Raw genomic sequence first — 18,177 nt, forward strand, 5'->3', positions numbered from 1 at the left:
GGTTTTTTACCGTGAAGGCTTTTTGTATGGAAACTTATGTTTAAAGATGGTAGCGTATACAAAAAAGAGTACCGGAAGGAGTGAAAAAATGAATCGGGTTAACAAGTCAACAAATTATCAGGAAACATTAACAGTGGGTAATTGGATGACGCCGGCTCCTTATGTAATTGAAGCGCAGAGAACATACCGGGACGCAGCGCTTATGATGAACCGGCTCCGCCTGGACTGCCTGCCGGTGATCGATCACCAGCAGGACATTGCAGGAATCGTTACACTGCGGCAAGTTTTAAATATTTTATTAACAGGAGATCCTGATACCTGTCTGGAAGGGGAAATGAGAAAACGTCATTTTATTACAGTGAAGCCGGAAGACCGGATTCAAGATGTATTTACACTTCCACACAAGCAGTTTTTAGTCGTCAATGAGACACAGCAGCTTATCGGTATTTTAACGAGACGTGATATGCTGGATGCCTTTTCTAAGCATATTTACCGGCTGCAGCAAATGGAAAACACGGCAGATGTCCTGCAAGTTATTTTAGAAAGTGCATACGAAGGTATTGCCGTTGTAGACGAAAATGGACTTTTACTTGAATTTAATGAAGCATACAGCCGGTTCACCGGCGTAAAAAGAGAAGATGCGGTTGGACGGCATGTGACAGAAGTAATTGACAATACAAATTTACATATGACCGTTAAAACCGGCATTCCGGATCGCGGGGTTCTGCAAACGATTCAAGGCCAGCCGATGGTTGTGCATCGTATTCCGATCTGGAATGGAGAAAAGGTGACCGGCGCAATCGGCATGCTTATTTTCGAAGGCGTAACAGAGGTATATGGCCTTTTAGAACGAATTCAAAAAAGTCAGGTAGATGCGCAGGTGCTGCCCAAGTCATTGGCACAAACAACCGAAGAAGACAGCCGGATTACATTTGACCAGGTAATCAGTGTAAGCGAAAGCATGGCGGTGGTAAAAAGAATGGCTAGAAAAGCAGCACGGACGACAGCGACAGTACTAATTACAGGCGAAAGCGGCACAGGGAAAGAAATATTTGCAAAAAGCATTCATCATTTAAGTCCGCATTTTAATGGTCCTTTTATTAGTGTTAACTGCGGAGCGATCCCCGAGCAGCTATTTGAGTCCGAACTATTCGGATATGAGGAAGGTTCTTTTACCGGAGCGAAAAAAGGCGGCAAGCCAGGAAAATTTGAGTTAGCTGAAAACGGCACACTTTTTCTCGATGAAATCGGTGAGCTTTCCCTTGTTCTTCAGACAAAACTGCTGCGTGTATTGCAGGAAAAGGAAGCTGAGCGTGTAGGAGGGATCACAAAATATAAAGTAAATGTCCGAATTATTGCCGCGACCAATCAACATATCGAGCAAATGGTGGAAGAAGGGGCATTCCGGGAAGATTTGTATTACCGGCTGAATATCATCAGGCTGCATTTGCCTGCATTACGCGAAAGAACAGAAGATATTCCAGCCCTGCTTTCTTATTATGTGAAAAAAGTGTGTGATAACTATGGCATTGCGGAAAAGCAATTTACATCCGATGCAGTAGCGATCATGATGAACAGCCCGTGGAAAGGGAACATTCGAGAGCTGGTTAACAGGGTGGAGCAGCTGGTTACAATGGTAGATGAACGGATTGTTGATGCTTATCACCTGGAAGGAATGACACAAAATCCGCCTTCCTTGCAAGAATCAGAATCTCGTGTAATTGACCGAGTAAAAAGACAAAGTGCTGAAAATGAAAAAGACTTAATTATTCGGGTGCTTGAGGAAACAGGCGGAAATAAATCAAAAGCGGCTGCGAAGCTTGGCATCCACCGTACAACGCTTTATCAAAAATTAAAGAAATACAAAATGTAGTATAAGGTGTAGTGGTTACGCTACACTCCCACTACATATGTAGCGTTAAATCGACACTTTTTGTTTGGGAATTGTCGATTTAATGCTTTTTTTAGTTTGGCACGGTTATTGCATTATATAAATTAAGAAGCGACAAGGAGATGAAGTAAGTGAACGAATACAATAAATTTCAAATGCCGCAAACAACTATATATGGGTGCGGCTCCTTTGAACAAATCGGCAAAGAAGCCGCTCAGAGAGGAAAAAAAGCACTGATTGTCAGCGATGCAGTAATGAACAAACTTGGCTATGTTGACACATGCAGAAAGCAGTTAAAAGAGGCTGGTATTGAAAGCGTTATCTTCCTGGGGGTAGAATCAGAACCAACAGATCAATATGTGGCAGAGGCCCTTCTAATGCTGGAAAAAGAAGCATGTGACGTTATCGTTTCGCTTGGCGGCGGCAGTTGTATTGACACAGCGAAAGCGGTTGCTGTTTTAGCAGAAAACGGCGGCTATATTGGAGAGTACCGGGGCGCAAGCAAGATTGCTGATCAAGCACCGCTTCCGCATATTGCCGTACCGACTACAGCGGGAACCGGTTCGGAGGCAACAGATGTAACAGTCATTACCAATACGTCCAACGACGTAAAAATGATGATTAAGCAGCCTGCTTTTATGCCTTCTGTTGCACTTGTGGACCCCTCTCTTTCAATGTCGTCACCGCCGAAAATTACGGCAGCGACTGGTGTTGATGCCTTGACACATGCAATCGAAGCGTACATATCGAAAAAAGCACATCCGATGAGTGATATGTACGCGCTGGAAGCAATGAAATTAATCATTCCCAATCTTGAAAGAGCTTATCAAAATGGGTCGGATCTCGAGGCGCGTGAAGCGATGGCGCTCGGCTCCATGTATGCAGGCGCTGCTTTTTCCAATGCATCGGTTTGTCTTGTGCATGGCATGTCACGGCCCATCGGCGCTTTGTTTCATGTGCCGCATGGTATTTCTAATGCAATGCTTCTGCCGGCAGTGCTTGAATACAGTAAAGAAGCGTGTACCGAAAGACTGGCGCACATTGCCGCTATTTTTGACCAGAGTGCAGTTGAGATGACAACTGTTGAAGCGGCAGAATTAACAGTTGAGCGTGTTAAGCAATTATGCGATTCACTGGATATTCCGAATCTGCAAGGATGGGGAATCGATAAAAACCGGTTTGAAAGCGTCATTGAAAAAATGGCGGTTGATGCGCTGGACAGCGGCAGTCCGGGCAATAATCCGCGCGTCCCGGATGAAAGAGGCATTCAAGAGCTTTACCGTACGTGCTTTTCATATCAATTTTCATTATAAAGAGAGCAGAGAGGTGTTTGTATGTTAGGGATGCTCGGGTTGCTGGTTTCTTTAATTGTGCTAATTGTTTTGACAATGAGAGGCGTCAATATTATTATCGCTGCGATTATTAGTGCGATTTTAGTTGCTTTAACGGGCGGCATAAACCTTGAGACGGCGCTGACGGAACATTACATGGGCGGGTTTACGAGCTACTTTGCCAATTGGTTTTTAATCTTTTTGCTTGGCGCAATTTTTGGCAAAGTGATGCAGGAAACGCGTGCAGCCGACAGCATTGCACGATGGATAAAAAATAAGCTTGGCCCTGAGCGAGCTGTATTAGCCGTTGTGGCTGCAGCAGCCATTATGACATATGGCGGCGTAAGTTTGTTTGTTGTCGGGTTTTCTATTTATCCGATTGCAGTTTCATTATTTCGCTTAGCTAACTTGCCTCACCGGTTTATTCCCGCGGCTCTTGTATTCGGATCTATTTCCTTTACAATGACAGCGCCCGGATCGCCCGAGATTCAAAACTTAATTCCAACTGAATTTTTCGGAACAAAACCAACAGCAGGTGGCTGGATTGGTGTATTAATGGCCCTTGTTATTATGACCGCCGGCGGCTGGTATTTAGGAAGAATGGTGAAAAAAGCATCTGCAAACGGTGAAGTGTTTTATTTGCCGGAGGAAGCAAGCCGAAAAGAGGGAGAGGAAGTCGCAGCAACTGCTTTAGCTGAGCAGGAACTTGAAGAAAGAATGAGTGGTGAAGTCCCGCCGTTTTTGGTTGCTTTATTTCCTCTTGCGGCCGTGATCATTATTTTAAACATAGCGGCAAACTTTACTTCTTCAACAGCGGCAGCACTTATTTCTTTGTCGAGTGGAATCTTTTTTGCGAGTGTTTTGATGGCAAAATTTTTAAAAGATTTATGGGAAGCACTTGCGAAGGGAGCGCATGATGCCCTGATTGCAGCAGCTAATACATGTGCGGTTGTAGGTTTCGGAAGTGTTGCGGCGCAAGTATCTGCCTTTGACAAAGTAGTCGATGCACTTGTTAATATACCTGGCCCGCCTTTAATGGGCCTGGCCGTTGCTGTAACGCTGATTTGCGGGATTACAGGATCCGCATCAGGCGGTCTTGGTATTGCTCTTCCTATTTTATCGCCGATTTATATGGCACAGGGGCTTGATCCGGGAGCAATGCACCGTATTTCAGCATTGGCTTCGGGCGGCCTGGATTCTCTGCCGCATAATGGTTATGTTGTTACAACGATCCGGGCCATCTGTGGAGAAACACATAAAAGGTCTTACAAGCCCATTTTTATTCTGAGTGTAGTTCTGCCAACGCTTGTTTTAATATTAGCAGTTATTTTGTATTCAATTTTCTAAGGAGGAATTATAAATGACAGAAGTGAAAAAATTACAAAATTATATAAACGGTGAATGGGTGGATTCTCTGTCGAGCCAGACCGAGACGGTTGTAAACCCAGCAACAGGCGAAGAAATCGCTCAGGTGCCGCTTTCTACAAAAGAAGACGTAGACCGTGCGGTACAGGCCGCAAGCGAAGCATTCAAAACATGGTCGCAGACAGCCGTTCCAAAGCGTGCACGCATTCTGTTCAAATACCAGCAGCTTCTTGTAGACAACTGGGAAGAGCTGGCGAAGCTGATCACGATTGAAAACGGTAAAAGCCTGTCAGAAGCGATGGGTGAAGTGCAGCGCGGGATTGAATGCGTAGAATTTGCAGCTGGTGCACCGACACTGATGATGGGCAGCCAGCTTCCAGATATCGCGACAAACATTGAATCAGGCATGTACCGTTATCCAGTAGGCGTTGTTGGCGGTATCACACCATTCAACTTCCCAATGATGGTGCCTTGCTGGATGTATCCACTGGCGATTGCATGCGGTAACACATTTGTCCTGAAGCCGTCTGAACGCACACCGCTTTTGGCAGCGAAATTGGTCGATCTATTCAAGGAGGCCGGCCTTCCAGACGGCGTACTAAACATCGTAAACGGAGCGCATGACGTCGTAAATGGCCTGCTTGAGCATCCAGAAGTAAAAGCCATTTCCTTTGTCGGCTCACAGCCAGTGGCAGAATACGTATATAAAACAGGGGCAGCGAACTTGAAACGCGTACAGGCGCTTGCCGGAGCGAAAAACCACTCGATTGTGCTGGCTGATGCAAACCTTGACCTGGCCGCAAAAGAAGTCACAGCGGCAGCCTTCGGTTCAGCGGGCGAGCGCTGCATGGCTGCAGCCGTTGTGGCAGTAGAAGAGGGCATTGCTGATGAGTTTATTGCCAAACTAAAAGAAGCAGCGGATAACATTCAAATTGGCAACGGCTTAGATGACGGCGTATTCCTCGGCCCGATCATCCGCGAAAATGCGAAGCAGCGCACAATCGGCTACATTGAAGCCGGCATCGAGCAGGGGGCAACACTTGTGCGTGACGGACGTGAAGATGAAGCCGCGAATGGTGACGGCTACTTCCTTGGCGCGACGATTTTTGACAATGTGACACAGGAGATGACGATCTGGCAGGATGAAATCTTTGCACCGGTTCTTTCAGTAGTCCGCGTAAAAGACCTGGCAGAAGGTGTGGAGACAGCGAACGCTTCTACCCTTGCGAACGGTGCCTGCCTGTACACAGACAGTGCAGCAGCGGTACGCCAGTTCCGTGAAACGATCGATGCAGGGATGCTTGGTATTAATGTTGGGGTGCCGGCACCAATGGCTTTCTTCCCATTCTCAGGCTACAAAAATTCATTCTATGGCGATCTTCATGCGAACGGTAAAGACGGGGTTGAATTCTTTACACGCAAGAAAATGGTTACAGCACGCTATGTGAATTGAATGCCACATATTTGACTATTCCATGGAAAATACTAATCATGTGCAAAACCAGCACAGACAATTTATTTTTCCTGGAGGGATATGATGGGTATTTTAAGTGGGAATCCAAAAGACGAGCCGATGCATTACGGTGAAGTAGCTGCCGTCTGGGCAGGCTCCTTAACTGCTAAAGGCGCAGCCGCTTTTTACAGCACGATGCTAAACCATGCCGGTGATACGGATTTGAAGCAAGTGCTTGAGGAAGGCTTCACACTGGCGCAGGCGGAAATAGCCGGTTTAGATGAAATTTTAAGAGAAAACGGCGTAGCAATTCCGCCGGCACCTCCAGAACGTCCACACGCGGATCTTGAAAGCATCCCGCCGGGCGCACGTATTCAGGATCCGGAAATTGCCACGATGATTGGAAAAGATGTCGGCATGGGCTTAGTATCGCACAGCCAGGCAATGGCGCAATGTATCCGCGAAGACATTGCAATGATGTTTGCAGAGTTTCACACAGCAAAAGCGAAGCTTGGCCAGACCAACTTGCGGCTTTTAAAAGAAAAAGGCTGGCTTGTTGTACCGCCCCTTCATATGAACCAGGTAAAAGAGTAGTCGAAAAGCAGGGCTGTTATCCAGACAGCCCTGCTTTTTTGCGGAAAATAGAACCAATTACACCGGCACCGATTGACGCTTTTTAAGCCTGTCCGATAAGATAAAAACAATACAATCAGGAGGGGCCGAATGAGCGGAACATCGATGCTGGAAAAAATACAACATCAAAGCAGTGAAATGAGTACAGCAGAGCAAAAGGTAGCGTCTTTTATTTTAAACAATGCTCACCTTGTACCGAACATGACTACAGGAGATTTATCGAAAAAAGCAGAAGTCAGCGAAGCGACGGTTATTCGTTTTTGCAAAACAATTGGCATTGGAAGCTACAAAACGTTTAAATTAACACTCGTAAAAGAATTATCGAATACATCCATTGGCGTAAATGACTTTTCTCTGTTGCAATCGAAGGACTCACCATATGATCTGTTTAACAAAGTAACCCATGTAAACAAGGGAGCTCTTGAATCTGCTCTTTCAGCACTGGATAAGCGGGAACTTACCAAAGCTGTTCAGGCACTCCTTCAGTCAAAAATGATGTTGTTTTATGGAGTAGGCGGCTCTGCTGCTGCTGCCGTTGACGGACACTATAAATTTGCGAAGCTCGGCTTTCATGCCGTTATGACGCCGGATTTTCATTTTTCACTTTCAATGGCCGCCCATATGCAAAAAGGAGACGTACTGATGGCGATCAGCACGTCAGGAAAAACAAAAGACGTGATTGAGCTTGCCCGCTTCGCCAAATCAAGAGGCGCGACGGTTATAGCGATTACAACGGTCGGTAAATCAACTCTTTACAAAGAAGCGGATATTACACTTGGAACCCCTATGGTCGAGCATGAAAACCGGATTGGAAGCATCGCCTCTAGAACCGTTCAACTGAACATTATTGATACGCTTTATGTAGCTGCTTTTCATCAAATTGGTTCTTATGTAGAGGAGCCGTATACAAAAGCATCACAGGCGGTTGCAAAATTAAAAAAATACAAAAAATAAAATTTCATAAAAACAACTTAAAAAATTGTATTTTTATTTCTTGAGCGTATAATAGAAAGTGAGACGCTTGAAGAGAAATGAGTGATAAAAGTGCAAATTGTAAAAGATGCTAAAAAAGTGGCCTGTGAAGATCCGCTTGATTGCTTACGTGATATCAACGAGCTGTTACACTCAGGTGAACTAAATGATTCTAATCTCTTAAAAAAGCTAGAAAAAGAAATGGGCTTGATTCATAAACTAGTGATCGCAGCCATTCAAACGATTCAAAACAAAGGAAGATTGATTTATCTTACACCTCGGGCAGTTGAGCGCATTCATATAACTGATTTAAACGGGCCAAAGCGTCTGCAAAACGACAGTACTGGAAAAAAACAGTGTTTAAAAGCAGGTGGAAGCGAGCTGCTGGCTCGAATAGAGCTTAATGAGCTTCAAGTCGGGCCCCGTGATATGGTGATTTGTTTCACAGCCGCTGCTGAGGTCTATTCGGAAAGCAGCATAAGATATGCGAGAAAAAGTGGGGCTATGACAGCTTGTATTCTCCTTGGCGAAGATGCGGAAGAAGAGATACCAGCCAACATAAATGTGAGGATGGAGGCAGCGGAACATTTGACAGCCTTCGAGCGCGCATGGCTGCAAAACTTGTTGATTCACCTCGTTTCCAGTGCGGTATCAAATTACATTCTTCATTATGAGTTAAAAGAAATTTCCTTTTAACCCACTGTTTTCCGCGATTAATCGCGCAACAGCAGGGTTTTTTGTTTTATGCTAAAATGCGACAACACTTTAGTGGTATTTGTGTGCTGTTTATTTTATAATAGGAAAAGCGTACAACTTAACGATAAAGGAGTTTTCTTATCATGGCACAAAAAACATTCACAATTACAGATGAAACAGGTATCCACGCTCGTCCGGCTACTGTACTTGTTCAAACAGCTTCAAAATTCAGCTCAGATGTAAATCTTGAGTACAATGGCAAAACAGTAAACCTAAAGTCAATCATGGGCGTTATGTCTCTTGGTATTCCTAAAGGGGCGTCTATCACAGTAACAGCTGCTGGATCTGATGAAGATCAAGCGATTGAAGCTGTAAGCGAAACAATTAAAACACAAGGTCTTGGCGAATAATTTTTGCCTGAGGCTTCTCTTAAAACGGAAAGAAGAATCCCTTCTTTCCGTTTTTTCATACATAAAAATGGAAGCATAGAGGGGGATTATATGGCGTACTCACTTATTGCGATTGATTTAGATGGGACACTTTTAAATGAGGAAAAAGAAATTGACGATCGGTCAATTCGTGCAATCCGTGCTTTTGAAGAGCAAGGCGGCCAGGTAGTCATCTGCAGTGGGCGAACACCGCTGGCTACACGCTGGATTGCCGAAACAATTGGACTTCAAACACCGATTATTTCACTGAATGGGGCAGTTCTTCACGACGAGAAGGGGACATTGCTTGATCAAAAAACATTCTCTCATACAGGCTTACAACAGTTTGTTTCTTTTTGTGAAGAGGAGCATATATGCGTTCATTTATATGAAGGAAATGATCTGATTGTGGCGGAAAAAAACCGCTGGAATGAAATATGGGTGGATCAAAATATTCTTCCTCTTGCTCAAACAGGGGGTATTGTGGAACGACGGAACATGTATTTGGAGGAATGCCGGGTCCGGGTAACACCTGATATCAAAAGTTGGATAGAGAATCACCCGGCTATTTCAAAAATGGCTGTTTTCAGTGAAAACGGCGATTTTCGAGCGATTGAACAAAAAATCAAAGCTGCGCTTCCGGATGTAGAAGCAGCTAGCAGTTCTAATTACGCCAATTTAGAAATTTCGCCTCGTGGTGCTGCGAAGGGCGTTGCTCTAAAGAAGCTAGCTGCGCGGCTTAACGTACCGATCGCCGAAACGGCTGCTATCGGTGATAATTTTAATGATATTTCCATGTTTCAATGCGCTGGAATGAGCATTGCGATGGGGAACGCACCGGAGCTGGTTAAAGCGGCTTCCCATCATGTGACAGCTTCAAACAATGAAAATGGAATTGAAGAAGCGATCACTTTTTTAATGAAGTAGCTGGAGACTGTCGACAAAGTCGTCAGTCTTTTTTTAAAAGAGCTGATAGGGGAAGCTGGGTGCTCGCCCTCTTCTCAGTCCATATCAAAATATTTTGTTTATAGTCTGGAAATTTTCAAGGTCTTTTTTAAAATTTTATTTCATAATTATTATAAAGTGTTGAAATACAAAATCAGTACAATTACAATAGTCCTATCATCTAAGAGGGGGAATCTGGATGGATGAAAAGCTGATGCAGCTAACGACAGAGTCGAGAAACAACCGCACAATGCAAATTGATACAGCCGATACAAAGGATATTTTAACCATTATGAATGAAGAGGATCACCGTGTGGCGGAAGCCGTTAAAGCAGTGCTGCCTGAAATTGAGCAGGTGGTCAGCTTTGTTCTTCACTCGTTTCAAAACGGTGGCCGGCTTTTTTATATGGGTGCCGGAACAAGCGGCCGGCTCGGTGTACTGGATGCGGTTGAATGCCCGCCGACCTTCAGCACACCACCCGAAATGGTGCAGGGGCTGATCGCAGGTGGAGAGCGTGCATTTGTAAAAGCCGTTGAAGGAGCAGAGGATGACGAGGCGGCTGGCCGTCTAGATCTTGAAAGCCGGGGGCTGACAGAACAGGATACTGTTATTGGCTTAGCGGCAAGTGGCAGGACGCCTTATGTAAAAGGTGCCCTGGCTTATGCACAAGAAATAGGGGCTAAAACAGCTGCCATCTCCTGCAACCATCATGCACCAATCAGTGCCTACGCTGACCAGCCAATTGAAGTAGTCGTCGGTCCAGAAGTGTTAACAGGCTCAACAAGATTGAAAGCGGCTACAGCTCAAAAAATGATTTTAAACATGATTTCAACCGCATCAATGCTAAAAATGGGTAAAGCATTTGAAAATTTAATGGTCGATGTTCATGTGAGCAACGTGAAGCTAAAGCAAAGAGCCATTCATACAATCGTCCGTGTAACAGGGGTTTCGAAAAAGGAAGCGGAAGCAGCCCTTCATTCAGCCAGCAACGAAGTGAAACCGGCAATTGTTATGCTTCAGTGCGGCCTATCTTTTGAGGAAGCAAAAAAGCTGCTGGCAGAAGCGAAAGGCTATGTGAGAAAAGCCGTTCAGCTGGGCAGGGAACGTGAGGAGAACAGTCGATGAACGCCGGAGGATTGAACCGGCTGCGGAGCATCTTGCCTCAGCTGCCACCCTCAGAGAAAAAAGTGGCTCAGTTTATTTTAGAAAACCCTGAAAAATTGCTGAATGCAACCGCGGGAGAAATCAGCCAAATGGCCGGCTCAAGCAGTGCAGCTGTTATTCGTTTGTGTAAATCAATGGGTGTGAAGGGGTATCAGGAGCTGAAGGTAAGGGTAGCCGGTGATTTGGTAAAAGTGCCGGAAGCCGGCTATCGGGATATCGAAAGCGGCGAAACACTCCAAGGCATCGTGCAAAAAACGCTCAGCAACAGCATTCAAAGCTTAAGTGATACAAGTGAATTGCTTGATTATGGACAAATAGAAGCAGCAGTCGAAGTGCTGGCAAAGGCCAAAACCATTCACTGTTTCGGGATTGGTGCTTCGAGCTTAATTGCAATGGATGCTCAACAGAAATTTTTACGCATCCATAAAAATGCGACCGCTTTTACAGATACATACCTTGTTGCTTCACTCGTTGCCAATGCAGAGGCAGAGGATGTTCTGCTTGGTATTTCATTTTCAGGTGAAACACAGGAGGTGGTGCGAATCCTGTCTCTCGCTCGGAAAAGAGGCATCAAAACGATCAGCTTAACGAAATACGGGTCATCTACAGTGGCAGCTCTTGCAGAAGTGAACTTGTTTACATCTGCATCGAGCGAAGCACCGCTCAGAAGCGCGGCCACCGCTTCGCGTTTTGCGCAATTATTTATCATTGATGTGTTGTTCATGGGGATGGCAACAAAAGAATTTGATCAAACCGTGCAGTATATTGACCATTCACGGGAAGCGATACGCTTTTTAAAAGAATCAAAGTAAAAGAGCTGGAACAAAGGGTTGAAATATGGGGGAAAGGGTGAAGAGAGATGTCAAACGAAAATAAAATGATCGCGCAGCAAATTGTAGACTGTTTCGGTGGTCCGGAGAACGTTGCGTCTTTTACCCATTGCATGACGCGCCTTAGAGTCACACCGGTCAACAGGGGACGTGTAGATACGGAGGCGATCAGGAAAATCGAAGGGGTTTTCGGAGTAGTAGAGGAAGAAACAGTTCAAGTCATTCTAGGGCCAGGTAAAGTCAATAAAGTTGCCGAGGAATTCGGAAAAATAATAGATGCATCGGGCGGGAATATGCTGAAGGACCGGGCCGCTGCCACAAAATCAGAGTTAAATAAAAAAAACGCCACGCCTTTTAAGTTGTTTTTGCGTAAAATATCGAGCATCTTTATTCCTCTTATTCCGGCGCTGGTCGCCTCCGGCCTGATTACCGGGATATCTAAAGCCATTATCCAGGCAGGCTGGCTCGATGCTGAATCGCAAGCCGCTCTTCTTTTAAATGCGATTGGTGGCGGCTTGTTCGCCTATCTTGGCATTTTAGTCGGCTTGAATGCGGCAAAGGAATTTGGCGGGTCGCCTGCGCTGGGGGCACTGGCTGGAATTCTGGTTATTAACCCGGCAATTGACGGCATTACGTTGTTTGGAGAAGCGCTCGTGCCGGGACGCGGCGGCTTGATTGGAATTCTGTTTGCAGCCATTTTCATTGCTTATGTAGAGCGCTGGATTCGAAAAGGGGTGCCGCAGTCACTGGATATTATTGTAACTCCGACGATTGCTTTGCTTATTACCGGTATCGTTACGTATGTTATCTTCATGCCTATTGGCGGTTTTGTTTCCGATGCGATTACAAACGGTTTGCTTGCCGTTCTGGATATTGGCGGCATTGTCGCTGGCTTTGTACTTGGCGCAACGTTCCTGCCGCTTGTAGTTACAGGGCTTCATCAGGGATTAACACCGATTCATCTTGAATTGTTAAATTCTATTGGTGATGATCCGCTTCTGCCGATTCTGGCAATGGGCGGCGCCGGACAGGTTGGTGCTGCTTTTGCGATTTATATGAAAACAAAGAAAAAGCGATTAAAACGAGCGATTGGCGGATCTCTTCCGTCTGGTATGCTGGGGATCGGTGAACCCCTCATTTTCGGTGTGACGCTGCCGCTTGGACGCCCATTTCTAACTGCCTGCCTCGGAGCAGGAGTCGGGGGAGCCTTTCAAGCTTATTTTAATATAGCAACAAGTGCGATCGGGGTTTCCGGACTGCCGCTTTCGTTCATTGTTCTGCCGCATCAAATTCTGCTTTATTTAGCTGGCCTTGTGATTGCCTATGTAGCTGGATTTGCATGTACGTATTTGTTTGGATTTAAGGATGAAATGGCAAAAGAATTTGATTGATAAAAAACCAGGAGCAGAATCCTTTTCTGCGCTTTTTACGTAAGGAGGATGTGTATGTTTGGGATTTCTGTTTACTTAAGTGAAGACATAGGGGAAAAGCAAAGGGCCTATATAAAAAAAGCAAAGCAGCACGGCTTCGGCTGGATTTTTACTTCCCTTCATATTCCAGAGGATAACACTTCAGCTCTTCGCGGCCGGTTTAGCCAGCTTGCAAAAATAGCACAGGAAACAGAAATGGAACTTTTTGCGGACGTTTCACCGGCGTCGCTCGAACAAATCGGCTTATCAATAGACCGGGCCGAAGAATTGACTGAATGGGGCGTGACCGGGCTTCGCGTTGACTACGGCATAGCGGCGAAGCAGATTGCTGCTCTTTCCAGCGTAATGAAGGTGGCGCTCAATGCCAGTACATTAACAGAATATGAATACAAAGAGATTCTCGCGGCCGGAGCTGATATTCATAGGATCGAGGCTTGGCATAATTTTTACCCACGACCAGAAACGGGGCTTGGAGAAGCATACGCAGGAGAAAAAAATGAGTGGCTTGCATCGCTCGGCTTGCGTACAATGGCTTTTGTTCCGGGAGACCGCGACAAGCGCGGCCCATTGTTTCAAGGGCTGCCGACACTTGAAAAGCATCGGAACAGCGCGCCCTTCTCAGCCGCGCTTGAGTTAATGCGCAATTTGCATACACAAAAAGTGCTGATTGGCGATCCTGATCTCTCAGATAAAGCATTCCGGCAGTTTAAGCGCTTTGGGGAAAATAGATGTATTCCGTTAGGAGCAAAATCATTTGCAGATACATCCCTTTATAAACATACGCAAACGAATCGGCCGGACCCGGCAAGAGATTGTATTCGTTCCATTGAATCAAGAGGGTTTGCACAAACCGGAGACAAACCGATAGAGCCTTTTCATACCGTTGAGCGGCCGAGAGGGTCTATTACTGTTGATAACAGACTGTACTTGCGCTATGCGGGAGAAATGCAGATTGTACTAAAGGATTTGCCGGCTGATGAAAAAGTGAATGTCATTGGAAGAATCGTCGCAGAAGACCTGCCGCTGCTTCCGTTTATCGAGCCTGGCGGGCGGTTTATCATTCTTTGGGAGGAATAAGCAGTCATTGCCAGGCAGCCGATGATTTTTTCTTTAATTTTTGGGGAAAAGAAACAATGAGGTGATTGATATGAACATTGATGTAAAGCCAGCTGCGGCGGCAGAATTGCAGAAGCACGAATTTGGTGAAAATGAAGGGGTGCGGATTGAATCTATTTTTATCGGTAGCTGCTCGATCGCATCTGAATATCATCTAAGAATCGACCGTAAAAAAGAAGAAGACGGTTTATTTACGGTTTCAGGCATTCCTTTCCTTGTTTCAAAAGAAAGCCAGGAAAATCTGCATGATCAGATCTCGCTCGATTTCAACCCGGCGATGGGGTACAAGCTGACATCAGCCGAAGAAACATATCGCTACAACTTAAAATTAGAGCGGGCATAGGAACCAGCAAGGGCTGTTTCTTCTGTCTCCACGATAAGCATTGTACAGGGACTCTGTTGTCACGTAAAAAATCCATAGATAATAAAAAAACGCCGCTTTTTAAGCGGCTGTTTTTTCTGCCTAGAGGCAATACTTCTGTAAAGATGACACCCTTAGTATAAAGAAAAAAAGAAGAGCGGAACAACAAGTTCGTTAGATTATCTGACAAGAAATTTACCGCTGTCACAACCCCGGCTTTTTTGCCGGCAGCCGCTTTTTTCATATTCGTCCCGTCCGTTCGTTGCTATACTAAAAAGCAGGTGAAACAAAGAGAGGAAGAGTAAAATGACAACGGAACAAACACATTTGCGGTTCGTACTGGCAGGGCTGCTTCTGGCGATTTTAATGGCTGCAATGGACAATACAATTGTAGCGACAGCGCTCGGCTCTATTCTGGCTGATTTAGGCGGCGTGGACAGCTATATTTGGATTACCTCTGCGTATGCTGTAGCGGTGCTGGCCGGCATGCCCATCTTCGGCAAGCTGTCGGATATGTATGGAAGAAAAAGGTTTTTCATATTTGGCCTGTTTGTTTTTTTAATCGGCTCTGCCCTGTGCGGCATTGCTCAGTCGATTCCTCAGCTGGCCGTGTACCGGGCTGTTCAGGGCATTGGCGGCGGCGCATTAATGCCCATTGCGTTTACGATCGTATTTGACGTATTTCCTCCTGAAAAGCGCGGGAAAATGACGGGCATGCTTGGCGCGGTATTCGGGGCATCAAGTGTGATAGGGCCGCTGCTCGGGGCATTTATTACAGATACAATCAGCTGGCACTGGGTTTTTTACGTGAACATACCTATTGGCCTGGTCGCTCTTTTTTTAATTCTACGCTTTTACAAGGAAACACCAAAGCATACAAAGCAAAAAATTGACTGGACAGGGGCGGTTACACTTGTGATCGCGGTTGTTAGTTTGATGTTTGCCCTGGAGCTTGGCGGGAAAGAATTTGCCTGGACTTCGTGGCAGAGTATTTTGTTGTTTGGCTCGTTTACTGTTTTTATCCTTCTTTTTTTATGGGCCGAAACAAAAGCAGAAGAACCAATTATTTCATTCTGGATGTTTCGAAACCGGCTTTTTGCTTCGTCACAGGTGCTTGCTTTTTTATACGGTGCCACGTTTGTTGGGCTGACCATCTTCATTCCCATTTTTGTACAGGCCGTGTATGGTGGTTCAGCAACCAATGCCGGTATTATTTTAATGCCGATGCTGCTTGGCTCTGTGGCAGGGAGTGCTTTTGCCGGAATTATGCAGGCAAAAATGCCATACCGCCGCATTATGTGGATTTCTGTGATTGCGTATGCAATTGGCATGGCGTTCATGTCGACGATTTCACCTGAGACAAGCCGTTTGCTGCTGACTATTTACATGGTGATTGTTGGGTTTGGCGTTGGCTTTTCTTTTTCGCTGCTGCCATCCGCAAGTGTGCACAAAATGGATTACCGGCATCGTGGCTCAGCGAACGCAACCAATTCTTTTTTTCGCTCACTTGGGCTGGCGCTGGGAATTACAGTGTTTGGGTCGATTCAAACGAAGCTGTTAACAAGTGAGCTGGATGATAAGCTGGGTGGAAGTGAAAATACAGGTGCGTTCGGCGTGGATAACCTTCAGACTATTTTTCAATCGGATCAGCGCGCCCAAATTCCAGCGAATATTTTAGATATTATCGCTCATGCGATGTCGCATTCGATTGCGGCGACGTTTTCATGGTCGCTTATCCCAATTGCCATTGCGTTTATCGCTGTTTTTTACATGGGAAATGAACAGTTACAAGTAGAAAAGAAAAAAGTGATGGAATAAAAAAAGTCGTTCCCCTTTCATTGGTGGAACGGCTCTTTTTTAGTTTTTAAACGTATTTCTTTCGGAACAGAGGATGGAAGGGTTTAAGAGAGAGGCAGAAGGAAATAATGTAAAAGAATAGCATCAAAGCGTAAGGTCGTTTTTCAGTAAAAAACAAGATGAAAATATGTAAAGAGGTGATCTATTATGCAGGCCGTTCATTTTGGTGCAGGAAATATAGGAAGGGGCTTTATTGGAAGCCTTTTGTATCAGTCAGGATATGAAACATGCTTTGTAGATGTAAATAGTGAAGTGGTTGAACAGCTTAATGAAAGAAAGGAATACCGGGTAGTTCTGGCGGATGAATCACAGGAAGAGCTGGTGGTAAAAAATGTTCGCGCGCTGAACAGCTCTATAGAAGCTGACCGTGTGATAGAAACCATTGCGACCGCGGATATTGTGACAGCTGCAGTGGGGCCGGCTGTTTTACCCCACATTGCAAAACTTGTAGCAGAAGGACTGCGGAAGCGGGATTCACCTGTGAATATCATCGCCTGTGAAAATATGGTGGGCGGCAGCACACTGTTAAAAGAAAAAGTACTCGAGAAAATACCACAGGATGAGCACGATGCCATTTTATCCCGGGCTGGATTCCCGGATGCAGCGGTTGACCGGATTGTGCCGAATCAGTCGAATGAAGATAAATTGATGGTCGTCGTTGAACCGTTTTACGAGTGGGTAGTAGAAGAGTCGAAGGTTGTCGGTGACAAGCCGGCGGTAAACGGTATTACCTGGGTTCCGGATTTAAAACCGTATATCGAACGGAAGCTGTTTACTGTCAATACCGGTCATGCAGTGGCCGCTTATTTTGGCTGGCAGGCCGGCGCCCAAACAATTGATGAAGCACTTCAAAAGGAGGGGGTATCACAGGCACTTAAAGAAACATTAAGAGAAACCGGTCAACTTTTGGTCGCAAAATATGGGTTTGATCAAGCAGACCATACCCGGTATATTGAAAAAATTATCGGCCGGTTTGCGAACCCGCATATTACGGATGATATTACCCGTGTCGGCCGCGCACCAATCAGAAAGCTTGGCGGAAACGATCGCCTTGTCAGTCCGGCCAGGCAATACGAGCAGCTTCTTGATAAGACGCCTGTTTACCTGGCCAAAAGTATCGCTGCTGCTCTTTTGTATGACTACGCACAGGACCCGGAAGCAGTGGAGGTCCAGGGAGAAATTGAGCACAACGGTGTTCATTCTGCACTGAGAAAGTTCACACAGCTGAATGAATCAAATCCGCTTTTTGCGGAAGTGATTGAGCAATACGAATCGATTCAAAAAAAAGGAATATAAAAAGAAGCTGAATAGATCAGCTTCTTTCAGACTGTAGACAAATGATTGATAACCGTCACATGAATGGGATAGATCGGCGGCGTCCAGGCAGCTCCGCTTTTGCAACAAGAATGTATAGGGCTATAAGGTCGTATTTTTTCTTTTTAAAAGAAGAGAAAATTTCTATCTGGTCCCTGGCTGATTGATCTTCAACACACTTGGTGAAGCCTGCCGGACGTAGACTCCTGCGGGAAGTACAGTGAGTCGGGAGATCCCGCAGGCGCAAGCCGAGGAAGCTCCCGCACTGCCCGTGGAACGCGAAGTCCGGCCGGCTTCACTTATCGACTCTTTTTTTGAAAAAGAAAGACTTTGTCTACACACTGAAAGAAGCTGAATAGATCAGCTTCTTTTTTTGTAGCGACAAAACTG

At 45.5% G+C, this 18,177-nt stretch carries 16 protein-coding genes; all 16 read left to right on the top strand.

All coding sequences use genetic code 11. The annotated features are described in order from the left end of the window. Positions 1-88 precede the first annotated feature (88 nt). On the top strand, positions 89-1,873 hold the full coding sequence (locus VP97_RS03665) for a sigma-54-dependent Fis family transcriptional regulator (RefSeq protein ID WP_050180326.1): 1,785 nt from the start codon (positions 89-91) through the stop codon (positions 1,871-1,873). A 149-nt stretch (positions 1,874-2,022) separates the two neighbouring features. Beyond that, entirely contained in the window at positions 2,023-3,204 is a 1,182-nt protein-coding gene (locus tag VP97_RS03670; RefSeq protein ID WP_172656733.1) for an iron-containing alcohol dehydrogenase, read from the top strand. A gap of 21 nt (positions 3,205-3,225) precedes the next feature. Continuing rightward, on the top strand, positions 3,226-4,569 hold the full coding sequence (locus VP97_RS03675; RefSeq protein ID WP_050180327.1) for a GntP family permease: 1,344 nt from the start codon (positions 3,226-3,228) through the stop codon (positions 4,567-4,569). A gap of 13 nt (positions 4,570-4,582) precedes the next feature. Further along, positions 4,583-6,040: a CoA-acylating methylmalonate-semialdehyde dehydrogenase gene (locus VP97_RS03680; protein WP_050180328.1), complete on the top strand. Its 1,458-nt coding sequence runs from the start codon at positions 4,583-4,585 to the stop codon at positions 6,038-6,040. A gap of 84 nt (positions 6,041-6,124) precedes the next feature. Continuing rightward, a complete protein-coding gene (locus VP97_RS03685) occupies positions 6,125-6,634 on the top strand; it encodes a DUF3231 family protein (RefSeq protein WP_050180329.1) in 510 nt (169 codons plus the stop codon). Between the two features lie 129 nt (positions 6,635-6,763). After that, complete coding sequence (locus tag VP97_RS03690; protein WP_050180330.1) at positions 6,764-7,627, top strand: MurR/RpiR family transcriptional regulator; 864 nt, start codon at positions 6,764-6,766, stop codon at positions 7,625-7,627. Between the two features lie 90 nt (positions 7,628-7,717). Then, on the top strand, positions 7,718-8,341 hold the full coding sequence (locus VP97_RS03695; protein ID WP_156153403.1) for a phosphoheptose isomerase family protein: 624 nt from the start codon (positions 7,718-7,720) through the stop codon (positions 8,339-8,341). A 143-nt stretch (positions 8,342-8,484) separates the two neighbouring features. Continuing rightward, positions 8,485-8,751: a phosphocarrier protein HPr gene (locus VP97_RS03700; RefSeq protein WP_050180332.1), complete on the top strand. Its 267-nt coding sequence runs from the start codon at positions 8,485-8,487 to the stop codon at positions 8,749-8,751. A gap of 90 nt (positions 8,752-8,841) precedes the next feature. Continuing rightward, positions 8,842-9,696 (top strand): Cof-type HAD-IIB family hydrolase, encoded by an 855-nt coding sequence (locus VP97_RS03705; RefSeq protein WP_050180333.1) that lies wholly within the window; start codon positions 8,842-8,844, stop codon positions 9,694-9,696. A 217-nt stretch (positions 9,697-9,913) separates the two neighbouring features. Continuing rightward, positions 9,914-10,840: an N-acetylmuramic acid 6-phosphate etherase gene (gene murQ / locus VP97_RS03710; protein WP_050180334.1), complete on the top strand. Its 927-nt coding sequence runs from the start codon at positions 9,914-9,916 to the stop codon at positions 10,838-10,840. Beyond that, complete coding sequence (locus VP97_RS03715) at positions 10,837-11,691, top strand: MurR/RpiR family transcriptional regulator (protein WP_050180335.1); 855 nt, start codon at positions 10,837-10,839, stop codon at positions 11,689-11,691. Before murQ ends, VP97_RS03715 begins: the two co-directional genes overlap by 4 nt. 47 nt (positions 11,692-11,738) lie before the next feature. Beyond that, positions 11,739-13,100 carry a PTS transporter subunit EIIC gene (locus tag VP97_RS03720; protein ID WP_050180336.1) on the top strand — a complete coding sequence of 454 codons (1,362 nt, stop codon included), beginning with the start codon at positions 11,739-11,741 and terminating at the stop codon, positions 13,098-13,100. 54 nt (positions 13,101-13,154) lie between these two features. After that, a complete protein-coding gene (locus VP97_RS03725; RefSeq protein ID WP_050180337.1) occupies positions 13,155-14,216 on the top strand; it encodes a DUF871 domain-containing protein in 1,062 nt (353 codons plus the stop codon). 70 nt (positions 14,217-14,286) lie between these two features. Next, on the top strand, positions 14,287-14,598 hold the full coding sequence (locus VP97_RS03730; RefSeq protein WP_050180338.1) for an iron-sulfur cluster biosynthesis family protein: 312 nt from the start codon (positions 14,287-14,289) through the stop codon (positions 14,596-14,598). A 324-nt stretch (positions 14,599-14,922) separates the two neighbouring features. Continuing rightward, positions 14,923-16,434 (top strand): MDR family MFS transporter, encoded by a 1,512-nt coding sequence (locus VP97_RS03735; RefSeq protein ID WP_050180339.1) that lies wholly within the window; start codon positions 14,923-14,925, stop codon positions 16,432-16,434. 186 nt (positions 16,435-16,620) lie between these two features. Further along, positions 16,621-17,769: a mannitol-1-phosphate 5-dehydrogenase gene (locus tag VP97_RS03740; RefSeq protein ID WP_050180340.1), complete on the top strand. Its 1,149-nt coding sequence runs from the start codon at positions 16,621-16,623 to the stop codon at positions 17,767-17,769. Positions 17,770-18,177: the final 408 nt, after the last annotated feature.

This window comes from Domibacillus robiginosus (genome assembly GCF_000966195.1).
In the GTDB taxonomy this organism is placed as follows: Bacteria; Bacillota; Bacilli; order Bacillales; family Domibacillaceae; genus Domibacillus; species Domibacillus robiginosus.

Excerpts from the sequence above, each read along its gene's own strand:
- VP97_RS03700 (WP_050180332.1), top strand. The coding sequence starts at position 8,485 with ATGGCACAAAAAACATTCACAATTACAGATGAAACAGGTATCCACGCT.
- VP97_RS03680 (WP_050180328.1), top strand. The coding sequence starts at position 4,583 with ATGACAGAAGTGAAAAAATTACAAAATTATATAAACGGTGAATGGGTG.
- VP97_RS03715 (WP_050180335.1), top strand. The coding sequence starts at position 10,837 with ATGAACGCCGGAGGATTGAACCGGCTGCGGAGCATCTTGCCTCAGCTG.
- VP97_RS03725 (WP_050180337.1), top strand. The coding sequence starts at position 13,155 with ATGTTTGGGATTTCTGTTTACTTAAGTGAAGACATAGGGGAAAAGCAA.
- VP97_RS03665 (WP_050180326.1), top strand. The coding sequence starts at position 89 with ATGAATCGGGTTAACAAGTCAACAAATTATCAGGAAACATTAACAGTG.
- VP97_RS03730 (WP_050180338.1), top strand. The coding sequence starts at position 14,287 with ATGAACATTGATGTAAAGCCAGCTGCGGCGGCAGAATTGCAGAAGCAC.
- VP97_RS03735 (WP_050180339.1), top strand. The coding sequence starts at position 14,923 with ATGACAACGGAACAAACACATTTGCGGTTCGTACTGGCAGGGCTGCTT.
- VP97_RS03705 (WP_050180333.1), top strand. The coding sequence starts at position 8,842 with ATGGCGTACTCACTTATTGCGATTGATTTAGATGGGACACTTTTAAAT.
- VP97_RS03675 (WP_050180327.1), top strand. The coding sequence starts at position 3,226 with ATGTTAGGGATGCTCGGGTTGCTGGTTTCTTTAATTGTGCTAATTGTT.
- VP97_RS03720 (WP_050180336.1), top strand. The coding sequence starts at position 11,739 with ATGTCAAACGAAAATAAAATGATCGCGCAGCAAATTGTAGACTGTTTC.
- VP97_RS03740 (WP_050180340.1), top strand. The coding sequence starts at position 16,621 with ATGCAGGCCGTTCATTTTGGTGCAGGAAATATAGGAAGGGGCTTTATT.
- murQ (WP_050180334.1), top strand. The coding sequence starts at position 9,914 with ATGGATGAAAAGCTGATGCAGCTAACGACAGAGTCGAGAAACAACCGC.
- VP97_RS03690 (WP_050180330.1), top strand. The coding sequence starts at position 6,764 with ATGAGCGGAACATCGATGCTGGAAAAAATACAACATCAAAGCAGTGAA.
- VP97_RS03685 (WP_050180329.1), top strand. The coding sequence starts at position 6,125 with ATGGGTATTTTAAGTGGGAATCCAAAAGACGAGCCGATGCATTACGGT.